Consider the following 13,890-nt stretch of genomic DNA (forward strand, 5'->3'; position numbering starts at 1 on the left):
GTCAGCAGAGAATTTCTCGCTGTGGATAACGCGTCAGCCGGCGGCGGCGGATGCGGTGGCGGTGGCGGTGGAAGTCGAGCTGGAAGAACTCGACGTGCTCGACGTCGACGAGGAGGTGCTCGACGAGGAGTCCGAAGAGGACTTGGATTCGCTCTTGGAACCGGAGTCGCTCTTGGATGCGGCGTCCACGCTTCCCGAACGGCTGTCGGTGCGGTAGAAGCCGCTGCCCTTGAACACGATGCCCACCGAGTTGAACAGCTTGCGCAGCTTGCCCGAGCACTTCTGGCACACGGTCAGCGCATCGTCGGTGAACGCCTGCACGATGTCGAACTTGTCGCCGCAGTCGGCACACGCATAGGAATAGGTGGGCATGGGACCTCCGGAAGATGAATCGCCACTAGCACTCTAGCGCTTGGAGTGCTAGGTCCGCCATGTGCGTCAGCCGAGTGTGACCAATCCGTCGGCAGTCAGCGCGTGCGTCACCGGCACGTCGTACGGTCCTGCCGGGATCTCGTCGAGGATCTCACCGACATACAGAGGCGTCACCAGCGCCACCGATGCGTCGGCGAACCCAAGCGACCGGTCGTAGAACCCGGCGCCGCGGCCCAATCGGTTGCCCCGGCTGTCCACCGCGAGCGCCGGGATCAAGACAAGTTCGGCGTCGGCCAGGGCGGCTGCGCCGAGCACCGGCGGAGCCGGCTCACGCAGGCCAAAAGGGGCATAGACCAGGTCTCCCGGGCGGTACAGCCCCCAGGCCAGTGGTGTCGGTGTGCCCGTCTCGTCGTTGCGGGCCACAGGGAGCAGAACGTGTATGCCGTGGCCGGCCAGGGCGTCGAGCATCTGCACCGAGCCCGGCTCGGTGCCCACCGGCACGTAGGCGGCGATCACCGAAAGCCCCGAGGCTGCCGTCAGGACATGCGCGGCGAGTGCGTCGTTCTGTATTTCGCGATCGGTGCGCGACATCGCCCGTCGTGCCTGCACAATCTGTTGCCGCAGGGCGTCCTTGGTGTTCTGGGAGGTGCCGATTCCGTGACGGTACCGCCTTGCCAGCGCAATCTCGTGGTCAGTGGTTAGGGTGAGTGGCTATGACAGACCCGGACGTTCTTCGCGCAAGCGGCTCATCGGCCCCTGACGTGTTGATCCCGCGCACCGCGGTGGTGCCTGCCGCCGGTCTGGGCACCCGGTTTCTACCGGCTACCAAGACGGTGCCCAAGGAGCTGCTGCCGGTGGTGGACACCCCCGGCATCGAGCTGGTGGCCGAGGAAGCCGCCGAGGCCGGTGCCGAACGTTTGGTGATCGTCACCTCCGAGGGCAAGGACGGCGTGGTCGCCCACTTCGTCGAGGACCTGGTGCTGGAGGGCACGCTCGAAGACCGCGGAAAGCACGCCATGCTCGAGAAGGTGCGACGAGCGCCCGCCCTGATCAAGGTGCAATCGGTGGTTCAGGCCGAGCCGCTCGGCCTCGGACACGCGGTGGGCTGTGTGGAGTCGGTGCTCGATGACGACGAGGACGCGGTGGCCGTGCTGCTGCCCGATGACCTGGTGTGGCCGCGGGGAGTGCTGGAGACGATGGCCAAGGTGCGGGCCAAACGCGGGGGCTCGGTGCTGTGTGCCATCGAGGTCAAGCCCGAGGAAATCAGTTCCTACGGTGCCTTCGACGTGGAGATCGTCCCCGATGCCGCCAACCCGAATGTGTTGCGTGTCAAGGGAATGGTCGAAAAGCCCAAGGCTGAAGATGCGCCGTCGAACTATGCGGCGGCCGGGCGCTACCTGCTGGACCGGGTGATCTTCGATGCGCTCAAGCGGATTCCGCGTGGTGCCGGCGGCGAGTTGCAGCTCACCGATGCCATCGCATTGTTGATCGACGAGGGCCATCCGGTGCATGTTGTCGTGCATCGCGGATCCCGACACGACCTGGGAAATCCTGGCGGCTATCTCAAGGCTGCTGTTGACTTTGCGTTGGACCGCGACGACTACGGTCCGGGCTTGCGGCAGTGGCTGGTCGAAAGGCTCGGTCTCGGACCGACCACGCTGCCTGATTCCGAGTAACGCTCAAGAAAAGAAGGGCACCAGTGCGTTCGGTCGAGGAGCAGCAGGCCAAAGTGACGGCGGCTGCGGTCGCACCGCGCCCGGTTCGGGTGGCGATCGCCGAAGCCCAGGGTTTGTTGTGCGCCGAGGAAGTGGTGACGGTTCGCCCGCTGCCCGGGTTCGATCAGGCCGCCATCGACGGATACGCCGTGCGCAGCGTCGACGTGCAGGCCGCCGGTGGTGTGGTGCGCGTGATCAGTCCCGGCGAGGGTGCGAGCCCGGAGGACGAGGGCGACGTCGAGGAGTCCAGCGGCGAGATCGGAACGGTTGAGCTGCCGGTCGTCGGCACGGTGCGGGTGGGGGAGCGCACGCCTACCCGGCTGCAACCGCGTCAGGCGGTGCGCGTGCAGACCGGAGCCCCCATGCCGACGTTGGCGGATGCGGTGTTGCCGTTGCGCTGGTCCGAGGGTGGCGAATCGCGGGTCAAGGTGCTGCGCGCGGTGCGTTCGGGCGACTATGTGCGGCGCACCGGCGATGACGTGCAGCCCGGTGACGTCGCGGTACGGGCGGGCACGATCATCGGCGCCGCCCAGGTCGGGCTGCTGGCGGCGGTGGGCCGTGATCGGGTGCTGGTGCATCCGAGGCCCCGGCTCTCGGTGATCAGTGTCGGCGGCGAGCTTGTCGACGTCGACCGCACTCCTGGAAACGGCCAGGTGTACGACGTGAACTCCTACGCACTGGCGGCCGCGGCCCGCGACGCCGGTGCCGATGTCAATCGCGTGGGCATCGTCAGCGCGGAGCCTGCGGCGTTCCGCGAGGTGGTCGAGGGCCAGCTGAACCGGGCCGAGGTCGTCGTCATCTCCGGTGCGGTCGGCGGTGCCGCCGCCGAGGGTATTCGCGAGGCGCTGTCGGCACTGGGCGATATGGAGGTCGGGCGCATCGCCATGCATCCGGGTTCGGTGCAGGGCTTCGGGCAACTGGGCCGCGACGCCGTGCCGACCTTCCTGCTGCCCGCGAATCCGGTCGGGGCCCTGGTGGTCTTCGAGGTGATGGTGCGGCCGTTGATTCGCCTGGCGCTGGGGCGCAGGCAGTCGCAACGTCGAATCATTCAGGCGCGCACCGTGTCTCCTATTACGTCGATTGCGGGACGCAAGGGATTTCTGCGCGGCCAGCTGATGCGCGATCAGGACAACGGTGAGTATCTGGTGCAGGTCCTCGGTGCGCCGGGTGCCTCCTCGCATCTGCTTGCGACGCTCGCGGAGGCGAACTGCCTCGTGATCGTGCCCTCCGAGGTCGAGCAGGTCCGCACCGGGGAGATCGTCGAGGTCGCATTCCTGGCGCAACGCGGATGAACCGTTCGCGTGAAGGCCAGGAGCCTGCATGAGCGTCTGGCGTCAGGAGAGTGCGCACCCGGGTTGGCCGATGCCGCTCGGGAAGCTGCGGGTGCCGGCCGGGGTGGTGTCGGTGCGCCCCATCCGGTTGCGCGACGGGATGGCGTGGAGTCGCGCCCGGCTGGCAGATCAGTCACATCTACAGCCATGGGAGCCGTCCTCTGAGGTCGACTGGATGGCGCGGCACGGGGTGTCATCCTGGCCTGCGCTGTGTTCGGGTCTGCGGGCCGAGGCACGTAAGGGCCGGATGATTCCCTGCGCCATCGAGCTGAACGGGCATTTCGTCGGACAGCTGACCATCGGCAACATCGCGCACGGCGCGCTGCGATCGGCCTGGATCGGGTACTGGGTGGTCAGCACCGTGACCCGGCAGGGGGTGGCAACTGCGGCCCTCGCGCTGGGGCTCGATCACTGCTTCGGGCCTGCCACCCTGCATCGGGTGGAGGCGACCGTGCGGCCGGAGAACGGTGCCAGCCGTGCGGTGCTGGCCAAGGTCGGCTTTCGCGAGGAGGGGCTGCTCAAGCGCTACCTCGATGTCGATGGCGCGTGGCGTGATCACCTGCTGGTGGCGATGACGGTCGAAGAGGTGCGGGGATCGGCCGCGGCGATGCTGGTGCGTTCCGGCAACGCCAGCTGGGTCTAGCTCCTTCTCTTTCTTCTCCTCGCGAGCAGACGCAAAAGCTCCCATTTCGCGGCGTGTCTTGGCGCTTTCACGTCTGTTCGCCAGAGATTGCTGAGACTGATGTGACTATTGGGGCCTGTGATGCTTGCCCCTGTAGAATTACAGGTGTGTAATTGGTATCGGCGCGCCTCGTTACGTGCGCAGATCGCCAACCTAGCCTTGACCTGAGGCTTAGACGTAGAGGCACGAAGAGCGCGCAGAAAGGAGCAGGCCGAGATGCCGAGCATCCCCCAATCGGTGTTGTGGATCGGACTGGTCGTGCTGTGGCTGTTCGTTCTGGTGCCGATGCTGATCAACAAGCGTGACGTGGTCAAACGCACCAGCGACGTGGCCCTCGCCACGCGAGTCCTGAACGGGAAGGCCGCCAAGCTGCTGCGCCGCACCGGCCCCGCCGCAGGTCACCGCAGCGACCCGGACTTCCGCCGCGAGGACATCGACGAACTCGAGGACGAGGACGACGAAGAGTCGACCGGAGTCATCGCGAGCGCGCCGAGCGACGAGGACAAGGACGCCGCCCAGGCCGTGAAGGCAATGGCTGTGCGCAAGGTTCGCCCCGAGACGAAGATCGAAGCCGACGAGCCCGTCGACGTCGATGTGATCGATGAGGATGCGACCGCACTGCCCGCTGGCGAGGCCGAGCTGTCCGACGAGCTTGAGGACCTGGAAGAGGCGCCCGTCGCTGAAACCGATTCGGGCACCTACGAGTACGTCGATGACACCTCGGGTCTGGCCATTCCGGCCGAGCCGACGCGGGAACGTCATCAGGCTCCGCCGGTGTACAGTTCGTCGCGCCGGCGCCGGTTTGACCCCGAGGTCATGGCCAAGGAGAACGCGCGCAAGTTCGCGTTCCGTAAGCGCGTGCTGATGGGTCTGGTCGGGGCGATGGCCCTGGCCGGTGTGGTGGCCGCCACCGCGAGCAGCACCGCATGGTGGGCCTGCGGCGCACTCGGCGTGATGGCCGTGCTCTACCTGGGCTACCTGCGTCGTCAGACCCGCATCGAGGAGCAGCTGCGCCGTCGCCGTGCCGCGCGTTACCAGCGTGCGCGTGTGGTCGGTGTGGAGAACGTCGGAGATCGCGAGCTAGATGTGGTGCCGCAGCGTCTGCGCCGCCCGGGAGCCGCCGTCCTCGAAATCGATGACGAGGACCCGGTTTTCGAGCACCTGGATTACTACGACGAGCCGCGGCAGTACCGCATGCCGCACGCCGTCGGCCAGTAGGTATCTGATTCGGTCAGACGCGGGCCGGCTGGTAAGGTCTTAGCGTCTTGGGGCTATAGCGCAGTTGGTAGCGCGTCTCGTTCGCATCGAGAAGGTCGGGAGTTCGATTCTCCCTAGCTCCACCAGAGATCCCCCGGCTTGCCCGGGGGATTTTTCATTTCGCCGGGCTGATTTGGGCTGGTGTCGAACGGTCCGCGTAGACATCCAGGTCATCGACGCTATTGCACGCCCTGGCGTCCGCTGAACCGCCTTTACGGTTCGCGCCCGCACTGACGCCCGGATGGCTGCCATGTGCCGCAGATCATGCGGGGGTGATCGTCGGCAAGTCTTGTTCGTCTCCTGGAACTCCTCGACCGCTGGCCCGAAGACACTCGGCCGGCAGCTGGAATTCCGCGGCACCTGACCACGGGGGTCTCTCCGCTGTGTGGGTGGGGCGGGCCGGACAACCCCAAACCAGTTCGCGGCCCATACGAGGAGACACCCGGTGTCGCGCAAGCGCGCAGTTTCGGATCACTAGCTAAGGTCCGAAATCACCCCGACGCATCCCGAGTCCAGTGGTGACGCTGCGGTCATCATATTGCCAGGTAGTCGAAGGTTACCGATCTATCCACAGCGATGGTCTGATCAATCAGTCTGCTACAGCAAACATAGCTACGGCCAGAACTGTGGACATAACAGCATGATTTCTGGCATGATCCGAATAGGGGTTGCGCGCACGCGCAGCATATAGCAAGTATTGGGAGGGGCATTTCCGCATGGTCCTGAGTGATCGTTGGCGTATGTTGCCGGGTTTGCGTAGGACATCGGCTGCGGTGGCCCTGGTGGTGCTTGCAATCAGTGGGGTGAAGGTCGCCAGCGACCACACGATGCCCGGTATTGGGTTTTCGACGGTGCAGACCGCGGCCGCGGACCCGACTGGTCCCACAGGGGGGCCTGGTGGAGATGGCGGTATGAACGGCTCGCAGTTCCAGCCACCTGCCCTACCTCCGCAGCAGCCCGACTACCAGGGCGGAATCAATCAGCCGCCGCTGGACCAGAACTCCGGTATCAGCATTTACAACAGCGGCAATCCGCAAGCACCGCAACAAGTTCCGGGTCAGCAAGGCTCACAGCCTCAGCAAGGCGTGGATCAGCCCGCCCATGGCACGCAGATCCCCGATTACTCCACCGCACCCGGATACACCCAAGGGCCTGGTCAATCCAATCCCGACTATCAAGCACCGCAACAAGGCAACCAGCCTCAACAAGGCCAGCAGCCTGAGCAGGGGACGCAGAATCAGCAGCCGAGTCAAGATGATCAGCAAGATCAAACGCGGCAAAAGGAATGCGAGCAGCAAGCCGAGGATTACGGAATTCTGCAGGAATTCGTCAGCCTTGCAAAATCCGGTGTGGGTGGCGCGGGCAGTGTGTTCAAGAAGCCGGATCGCGGCTGGCAGCCAGCCTTTCAATGCTCTACCTGCCCACCCAACCAGCAGAAGCCTCAATCGAAGAACGGCCCCTGCGACTGGCCAGTGATCGGTGGCCTGTTCTGCGAAACGGTCACCGGTACAGCCCAACCAGATCCCAACGCCACGCCCACCAAGCCCAAAGAGCCTGAGTGCAAACTGCCGGACTTCAATCCGATAGAGATGCGCCAAGCCCCCGGTAGCAATCCGCATGAGAGTTCTAGGGGCGGCAAGCCGATCAAGTGGATCATTCTGCATACCGAGTCACCACCGGTTCATCTGCCCAGCGGTGAAGTAGATCCATCTGACCCGGGAATTCTCGGCAAGACGGCTCAGCAACTGGGCGAGTACCTGTGGGCCGATCATCAGGATGCGCAGGGAAACGACACGAGCGTCTCCTACCATTGGGTAGTTGATAGCTTCGGCAACGTGGTATCGAACATTCCGGAGAGTGCCGCCTCCTGGTCGGCCGCCAATGCCAATCCGCAGTCGATCAATATCAACTTTGCAGGTTCGGGTATTGGCTGGGACAGGCGAACTTGGACCGTCGATAATGCGAAAGCACTTGATATGGCGGCGTTCATTACCGCTCGTGCTGCGAAGCAAAATGGCATACCGCTTAACTTCATCCAGGCCGATGGATCGGGCGTGGCTCCGACTCAGCCAGGGATCGCCGAGCACGCCGCGGGCGGCGCAGACTGGGGTGACCACCACGACGTAGGGAAGGGGTTTCCGTGGGACGTATTCCAACGGCAGGTGGAGCAATACATGAAATGTCTACCGTCATGATCACGCGCTGGGCGGCATCTGTCGCCTTGATTACTGCGCTGGCAAGCAGCGTCGTCGGCTGCGGGCCCGGTGATGTCGTCCAATCGCCGGCATCGGCAGCGACCACGACCGTCGCATCCAACGGTGATTTGCGGGGCCGCTCTGATGACGAGCTGAAGGCTCTGATGCCGCCAGAAAAGGACTTTCCGTTTCCTGTCCAGGCTGACTACGGGCCGATGACTTCGCGTCCGGAACCCAAGCCCCCAATCCGCTGCGATCAAGGCCCTCTGGCTCACCTGGGCCCGAAGCTTGACACCGTGATCTCCCTCGGAGGCAGCACCGATCATGGAAGAACTCGCAACGACCTGATAGGTCTGGGTCTGTATCGTATTAAGAACGGCAGCAATGTGCTGTCGTCCGTTAGGGAATTTGTGTCAGTCTGCCCGGAATTTGCTTTCAAGACCGATTCGGGCGAGGACAGAAAGATCACCTATCGCACCGAATCTGTACCTGCGGTGCCAGCGGAGCAAACGTACGGATACTCCTACTCGCACAACACCATTTTCCTCGCAGAGAGCCGCGGGCTGGTGGTCGATATGGAAATCCGGCCCGATTCCGATCGGGCCGCGGCCGAGCACTTATTCCGCACCGTACTCGACAACATCTCCAAAGCATGAGCCTGACCGTGCCTTTCTTGCACCCATCAGGTGCAGGCGTCCGGCCCAGCTGGGGCGTGCGTGCTGTTGTTGCCTTGACCTGCTGGACAGTTTCGTCGTGCGGTTCTCCGGCCGAAGCTCCTTCGCAGACGGTGCCCGCTACGGCGTCCTCTCAACAGGATTCGACGGACTTCTCTAAGATTCCGGGCCAGTTTCCGTCGCCTGCTTCGCTGACGGCCAATGGTGAAGGCGAGGCGCCTGTCGGTGGCTGTGTGAATCTATCGGGGCCTGCCGTCAACGCAGTTTTGACACTGGTCGATTGCGGGTCACAGCAGTACACATACCGGATCGTGCAGCGCGTGAACAGATCTCGTGAGTGCGGCGATGCCGATCATTCCTACTATCACAATTCCAAGGACACTGGACAGTACACCGCGTGTCTTGATCTGGCATGGGACAAGGACTTATGCCTCAATCTAGGGCAGCCAGTCACAAAGGTCGCCTGCGATGATCCGAAAGCGCCCGAGAGATACAAGCCGATCAAGGTTGTTCTCAACACCACCGCTGTCGATGCCTGCCCGAATGGCGGGTATGCCCATCCGCAGCGCCGATTCACCGTATGTACTCAGCGCCAACCCTGAACAACAGACAGAATTCCACTTCTGACCCAGCAGCTGCGGGACGTGCCTGCGGTGGAGTAGGCCCGCATCGCCTACGTCAATCCGCCGGGAGTTCACTTGTCCGGTTCGTCGAGCGATTCGGGTTCTTCGGGCTGCTTCACGGCGCGGCCCGGGTTTCCGATGCGCCGGTTGAGCGCGTACACGGGAGCCGCCGCCCGGGCGACCAATGGCGGTATCGCCTGCCGTGCCCTGCGGGTATTGAAGAGTCCAGCATTCATGCCGATGCCGATAAGGGTCATCGCCACGATCGCTGCTATCCCGACGAACGTCGTCGTCATGCATCCCACAGTATCGTCAAGCGCTGACCTGCGCCTGCGAGGTTCTTGGTGCGGCGATCAGGGCCGCGAGAGACGTCGTGCCCCTAGCCAGCCGATCCCGGCCACTGCCGCCGGAATGCCGAACACCACCAGCAACACAGGCAGTTCCTCGGCAACGCCGTACCCCGCCTCGAAGACGCCCACGCCCATGTTGAACACAGCAACGCTGCCCCAGGCGACCAGGAAATGCGTGACGGCACTCTGTATCCCGACCTTCTTGACCAGCGCGCCGACGGCGAGGAACGCCAGTGCTGCGACAACTCCGACGATGATGACGATCGCGGTCCGGCTCATAGCGGTGAACTCTAGGTCATCGGACGCACGACGGGGCAATGTCGAACGCTCTGGTGAAGGCATAGGAGAAGGCGGCGGGTGTGGCGTACCCGAGCTGCCTGGCAACCTGAGTCACCGAATGGCGGCGCAGCAGCGGAACCGCGGCCAGCAGCCGTGCGCGGACCCGCCACGCGGCGGGGCTCATCGCGACTTCATCCCGGAAACGGCGAGTCAGGGTGCGCTCGCTGGTATTCAAGCGGCCCGCCCACTGGCCGTTGGAGATCGAAACATTCGGCGCGTCGAGGTAGTCGCGGCACAACTCGGCCAGATCGAGCGAACGGGGCATGTCGATGTGCAGCGGCAGGGCGGTGAAGGATGCCAGCTCGTGCAGCAGTAGGGCGGTGAGCGCTCCGTCGCGGCCCGACCGGTCGTAGCCGGCGTGCAGATTCGCGGCGGCGCTGAGCAGTTCATGCATCAACGGAGTGACGTCGACGACCACGCACGAAGACGGCCACCAGGGGACGGCTGACGGTTCGATGTAAAGGCTGCCGGTACGCACCTCCAGCATTCGCACCCGGTGACGAGTGCGCGCGGGAATCATGACGGCGCGACGCGTGGGTACCGTCCAGGTTCCGGCGTCGGTCTCCACGATCATCGTGCCGGTTGTTCCGTAGAGAAACTGTGCACGCCGGTGCTCGTGCCAATCCAACAGCTGCCCATCGGTGTAGTCCGTACTGATCGGCAGCACCTCGTGGGGCAGATGGTCGACGTCGCGCAACGGTATGTTCCGCACCCGGCCAGGATATGGCTGAAAGTCATATGAATCGAGCCTGCTTTCGATTGTCCGTAAATTCCATGTCGGCTGGACTGGTTCCATGAGCGTGATCGTGTTGGTGGTGATCGGCCTCCTTGCCGGGCTCACCACCGTTCTGTTCGGCTTCGGTGGCGGATTTGTCGCCGTGCCGGTAATCCTCTGGGCCGACGGGGCATTGGGTGCCGCAGCGACCGAGGTGGCCGTAGCGACTTCGGCGGTCGTCATGGTCGTCAACGCGGCTGCCGCCACGGCCGCGACATCGCGAGCCACCTTGTGGCACTTGCGCAATGCGACGCCACTCATTGCGCTGCTGGGGTGCGGTGGTGCTCTTGGCGCGGCCTTGGCACGGTCGGTACCAGCGCACCTGACGACATGGGGTTTTGTTGCCTATCTGATGATCACGATTGCCGACGTGCTGTTGCGCCCCGGATTTCTGCGCCGCCCCAGCCGGATTGACGGACCCGGGCGTGAGTTCACGATCTCTCCCGCGCTGGGCGTCCCCATCGGTACGGCGGCATCTCTCCTGGGTGTGGGCGGCAGCGTGATGACAGTCCCCTTGCTGCGTCGCGGCGGCAAGCCCATGAATGTGGCTACCGCACTGGCGAATCCGCTGACCCTGGCGATCAGCATGCCGGCCTTGACGGTCTTTCTCACCAGTACCGCGGTAGCGCCGATGGACGAGCCGTACTTCGTTGGCGCCGTGGATTTTCGTGCGGCCGGTGCATTACTCATCGGGGCATTGCCGTTGGTGATCTGGCTGCGACGGCGCCCGCCCAGACTGCCCGATACGGTGCATGCCCAGGCATACGTTGCGCTACTGGTTGTTTCGGCTCTGGCGATGGCGTTGTCGCCCGGTGCCTTTTAGGTGCTTGGCGAGATCTCGATGGCGAACGAGGCCTGCTGCCGGCGGGTGATCCAGACGCCGAACTCGCTCAACGGCCCCAGCAGCCAGTACTTGCGGTTGACGATCTTGCGTACTCGCGGGGTGTCGGCGAAATCAAGGATTCGTGCGGTGCCCTCCACGACCGGCGAACCGGCGGTGAGCTTGCCCCGGACATCGCAGGGTTGCAACGTCACCGCCGGGTTTCTGCGGACGCGTTTTACCTTGTACGCACCGACTTCCGAGAAGAAGTAGAGCTTGCCCTCGGCGGGCGCGATCCACACCGGGGTCGAGACCGCGGTGCCGTCCTTGCGGTAGCTCGTGAACGAGACATAGTTCGCCCGTCCGACCACATCCCAATCGGTCATCGCTGTCTCCCATGCTGCGTGCTTTCGGTTTCGATTCTGTCGCAACAGACTCTCGACCGCACTGTATGCGTACCACGTAGCGTTGTCGCCGTGGTGTCACCCGATCTGCAGCAGCTCGCTCCGTCGTTGTTCCGTCTGCGCATCCCGGGCGATCGGGCGCACCTGCTGAATTGCTACCTGTGGCTGGGGCCGGACGGGGTGACGCTCGTCGACACCGGATGGCCAGATAGCCTCGAGTTGATCGACCGTGCGCTGCACCGTCTCGACAGGAATCGAGCGGATCTGACGCGCATCGTGCTCACGCATTTCCATGAGGATCACGTGGGGTCGGCTGCCGAGATCGCCTCGTGGTCACAGGTTGAAGTGATTGCGGGAGAATATGACTCGTCCTTCATCACTGGTGAATGCCGCGGGCCCATACCGATACTGACCGCCGCAGAACAGGCCCTGCGTCCGGTGTTCGAGCAGGCGCCACACGGACCGCCGTGCCGGGTGGATCGCGTGGTGCACGACGGTGACGTCCTGGACTTCGCCGGTGGTGCCCGGGTCCTCGCGGTTCCCGGGCACACCCCGGGCAGTATCGCGCTGTACCTGCCCGCGGCCGACGCGGTGCTGACCGGTGATGCGGTGGCTGAGTTCAACGGAAATGTCATCCTCGGCGTCTTCAACACCGATCGAGAAGCCGCGGTGCGCTCGTTGACCGGACTGGCTGCCACCGGAGCCAAGATCGCAGGCTTTGGCCACGGAGAGGCGATCCTGGAGAACGCGAGCAGCCGGATCGCCGCTGCCATTGACGCGTTCGGCGCGTGATCTGTCCCACTTTCCAGCTTGTTCCCAGGTTGGCCGTCCACACTTCTAAGGTGACGCGGAGATGGTGGGCCGGGTTGGGTCTTCTTGCCAGTGCTGTGGTCGCGGGCTGTTCCCATTCGGTCAGCCCGGCGGTGGAGAAGCCACCCACGCCTGAGCTCACCGAGCTGAAAATCGATGCTTCGGCGGCAGATTCGCTGTTCGCGGGGATCGACGAGGTCAAGTCCCTTGGATTCCCGACGGCAGACACCACCCACACCGAAACGGCGCCGGTCTACGGGCCCGCCATCAACCCCGCGGACCCGTGCGGTTTGTTGCATGCCGCATCACAAGGTGATCTGGGGGACGGCTGGCAGGCGTTCCGCCAGCTGGATGTCGCCAGCACCAACGACCCGCGTCAGACGCTGCACGAGACCGTCGCGATCTTTCCGGACAAGCCCGCCGCTCAAGCCGAATTCCACCGGCTGACAGAGGCATTCACCAAGTGTCAGGCGCAGTCGCCGGGTGCGTACTCGTTCGGTATGCGTAACGCCATCACGCTTTCCTGGGCCGACAACACCGGCGCCACCCACCTGTACACCACGGGCAACGTGGTGTACGGGGTGACTTCATCGGGTGCCGCCGACAATGCCGAGGTCGCCGGTCACGTCGCTTACCAGCTGAAGACCAACATCATCGACCCTGCGTAGAGCTTAGAATCAGGGTTCACTCGGTATTGTGCCGGTGTGCTTACAGAGCTGTATCACGGCGCGACCATCTTTCTGATACTCCTGGCGGTTGTCACCTTCATCAGTGGCTTCTGGTTCACCAATCCGTACGGCCGCTTCGCCAAACCTGACGAGAAGTTCACCGCGCCCGCCAAGATCGGCTGGCTGATCTTCGAGTGTCCGCAGTGGTGGGCGTTCACCGTCACGTACTGGACAGTCGCACACCATCACGGCGCACCGGCCGTGGTGCTGTATGTGCTGTGGCAGTGTCACTATCTGTACCGCGGACTTGTCTATCCGCTCTCTCGTAAGGGCAGCGGAAAACGCTTCCCCTACAGCGGTATTGCATTCGGATTCGTGTTCAACGCCGTCAACGGCTTCGCGAATGGGTACGCGGTCGCCTTCGCTTCCCATTTGCAGAGTACCGCCTGGTTCAGTGACCCCCGATTCTTGCTCGGAGTGGCCGTTGCCGTCGTCGGCTGGATCGTGAACTTTCAGGCCGACCGCATTCTCATCAATCTGCGGGCCGACGGTTTCGACGGCTACCGCATCCCGTACGGCGGCGCCTTCCGGTGGGTGTCGGCGGCCAACTACTTCGGCGAGATCATTCTCTGGGCGGGCTGGGCGTTGATGGCCTGGACGCTGCCGGGCCTGATCTTCGTGTTGTTCTCCATCGCCAACCTGCTGCCGCGCGCTCTTTCGATACACCGCTGGTATCGCGAGACCTTCCCCGACGAGTACCCCCGCGAACGCAAAGCCATCGTGCCGGGGCTGCTGTAGGGACCTAAGCCCCAACTTTTACGCACTACTTCAAAACGTAAGCGATTCGTGTAACACTGAGTTACACGATCAAAGTG

At 63.9% G+C, this 13,890-nt stretch carries 17 protein-coding genes and 1 tRNA gene; 12 read left to right on the forward strand and 6 right to left on the reverse strand.

Annotated features, from left to right (window positions below):
- Window positions 1–33: 33 nt before the first annotated feature.
- Both MYCSP_RS04795 and MYCSP_RS04800 read right to left on the reverse strand, forming a co-directional pair.
- On the reverse strand, window positions 34–372 hold the full coding sequence (locus MYCSP_RS04795) for an FmdB family zinc ribbon protein (protein ID WP_083014438.1): 339 nt from the start codon (window positions 370–372) through the stop codon (window positions 34–36).
- A 66-nt stretch (window positions 373–438) separates the two neighbouring features.
- Window positions 439–1,026: a 5-formyltetrahydrofolate cyclo-ligase gene (locus tag MYCSP_RS04800; RefSeq protein ID WP_268873121.1), complete on the reverse strand. Its 588-nt coding sequence runs from the start codon at window positions 1,024–1,026 to the stop codon at window positions 439–441.
- 59 nt (window positions 1,027–1,085) lie between these two features.
- On the opposite strand from MYCSP_RS04800, the gene MYCSP_RS04805 reads away from it, so the two are divergent.
- The 8 genes from MYCSP_RS04805 (at window position 1,086) to MYCSP_RS04840 (ending at window position 8,828) form a co-directional block, all read left to right on the forward strand.
- Window positions 1,086–2,048, forward strand: coding sequence for a UTP--glucose-1-phosphate uridylyltransferase (locus tag MYCSP_RS04805; RefSeq protein ID WP_083014442.1), 963 nt, complete (start codon window positions 1,086–1,088; stop codon window positions 2,046–2,048).
- Window positions 2,049–2,071: 23 nt separating this feature from the next.
- The gene (gene glp, locus MYCSP_RS04810) at window positions 2,072–3,379 is read left to right on the forward strand and encodes a molybdotransferase-like divisome protein Glp (protein ID WP_083014444.1); all 1,308 of its coding nucleotides are present in this window, start codon (window positions 2,072–2,074) and stop codon (window positions 3,377–3,379) included.
- 28 nt (window positions 3,380–3,407) lie between these two features.
- On the forward strand, window positions 3,408–4,061 hold the full coding sequence (locus tag MYCSP_RS04815; RefSeq protein ID WP_083014446.1) for a GNAT family N-acetyltransferase: 654 nt from the start codon (window positions 3,408–3,410) through the stop codon (window positions 4,059–4,061).
- A 255-nt stretch (window positions 4,062–4,316) separates the two neighbouring features.
- Complete coding sequence (sepX, locus tag MYCSP_RS04820; RefSeq protein ID WP_083014448.1) at window positions 4,317–5,318, forward strand: divisome protein SepX/GlpR; 1,002 nt, start codon at window positions 4,317–4,319, stop codon at window positions 5,316–5,318.
- A 49-nt stretch (window positions 5,319–5,367) separates the two neighbouring features.
- Window positions 5,368–5,443: transfer RNA gene (locus MYCSP_RS04825), tRNA-Ala, on the forward strand.
- Between the two features lie 630 nt (window positions 5,444–6,073).
- Entirely contained in the window at window positions 6,074–7,552 is a 1,479-nt protein-coding gene (locus MYCSP_RS04830) for an N-acetylmuramoyl-L-alanine amidase (RefSeq protein ID WP_235629521.1), read from the forward strand.
- Entirely contained in the window at window positions 7,537–8,208 is a 672-nt protein-coding gene (locus MYCSP_RS04835) for a hypothetical protein (RefSeq protein WP_235629522.1), read from the forward strand. The genes MYCSP_RS04830 and MYCSP_RS04835 overlap by 16 nt, the downstream gene beginning before the upstream one ends.
- A 56-nt stretch (window positions 8,209–8,264) precedes the next feature.
- Window positions 8,265–8,828: an LppU/SCO3897 family protein gene (locus MYCSP_RS04840; protein ID WP_420093058.1), complete on the forward strand. Its 564-nt coding sequence runs from the start codon at window positions 8,265–8,267 to the stop codon at window positions 8,826–8,828.
- A 92-nt stretch (window positions 8,829–8,920) separates the two neighbouring features.
- Here MYCSP_RS04840 and MYCSP_RS04845 read toward each other — a convergent pair whose 3' ends face one another.
- From MYCSP_RS04845 to MYCSP_RS04855, 3 genes are read right to left on the reverse strand one after another with little or no spacing between them, the layout of a single operon-like run.
- Window positions 8,921–9,145, reverse strand: a complete 225-nt coding sequence (locus tag MYCSP_RS04845; RefSeq protein ID WP_088413299.1) for a hypothetical protein — start codon at window positions 9,143–9,145, stop codon at window positions 8,921–8,923.
- A 57-nt stretch (window positions 9,146–9,202) separates the two neighbouring features.
- Window positions 9,203–9,478: a hypothetical protein gene (locus tag MYCSP_RS04850; RefSeq protein WP_083014457.1), complete on the reverse strand. Its 276-nt coding sequence runs from the start codon at window positions 9,476–9,478 to the stop codon at window positions 9,203–9,205.
- 16 nt (window positions 9,479–9,494) lie between these two features.
- On the reverse strand, window positions 9,495–10,250 hold the full coding sequence (locus tag MYCSP_RS04855) for an AraC family transcriptional regulator (protein WP_088413300.1): 756 nt from the start codon (window positions 10,248–10,250) through the stop codon (window positions 9,495–9,497).
- 88 nt (window positions 10,251–10,338) lie between these two features.
- Between MYCSP_RS04855 and MYCSP_RS04860 the strand changes: the two genes are divergently transcribed.
- Complete coding sequence (locus tag MYCSP_RS04860; RefSeq protein ID WP_088415445.1) at window positions 10,339–11,136, forward strand: sulfite exporter TauE/SafE family protein; 798 nt, start codon at window positions 10,339–10,341, stop codon at window positions 11,134–11,136.
- On the opposite strand, the gene MYCSP_RS04865 is transcribed toward MYCSP_RS04860, so the two are convergent.
- Window positions 11,133–11,519, reverse strand: a complete 387-nt coding sequence (locus MYCSP_RS04865) for a PPOX class F420-dependent oxidoreductase (protein WP_070912886.1) — start codon at window positions 11,517–11,519, stop codon at window positions 11,133–11,135. The two genes, MYCSP_RS04860 and MYCSP_RS04865, sit on opposite strands and share 4 nt — an antisense overlap.
- Window positions 11,520–11,609: 90 nt before the next feature.
- On the opposite strand from MYCSP_RS04865, the gene MYCSP_RS04870 reads away from it, so the two are divergent.
- The 3 genes from MYCSP_RS04870 to MYCSP_RS04880 all read left to right on the forward strand — a co-directional run bounded on the left by MYCSP_RS04870 (window position 11,610) and on the right by MYCSP_RS04880 (window position 13,813).
- Window positions 11,610–12,329 (forward strand): MBL fold metallo-hydrolase, encoded by a 720-nt coding sequence (locus tag MYCSP_RS04870; protein ID WP_088413301.1) that lies wholly within the window; start codon window positions 11,610–11,612, stop codon window positions 12,327–12,329.
- 131 nt (window positions 12,330–12,460) lie between these two features.
- Window positions 12,461–13,015: a sensor domain-containing protein gene (locus tag MYCSP_RS04875; protein WP_235629547.1), complete on the forward strand. Its 555-nt coding sequence runs from the start codon at window positions 12,461–12,463 to the stop codon at window positions 13,013–13,015.
- 36 nt (window positions 13,016–13,051) lie between these two features.
- Window positions 13,052–13,813 carry a DUF1295 domain-containing protein gene (locus tag MYCSP_RS04880; RefSeq protein WP_088413303.1) on the forward strand — a complete coding sequence of 254 codons (762 nt, stop codon included), beginning with the start codon at window positions 13,052–13,054 and terminating at the stop codon, window positions 13,811–13,813.
- Window positions 13,814–13,890: the final 77 nt, after the last annotated feature.

This window comes from Mycobacteroides saopaulense (assembly GCF_001456355.1).
Taxonomy (GTDB): domain Bacteria; phylum Actinomycetota; class Actinomycetes; order Mycobacteriales; family Mycobacteriaceae; genus Mycobacterium; species Mycobacterium saopaulense.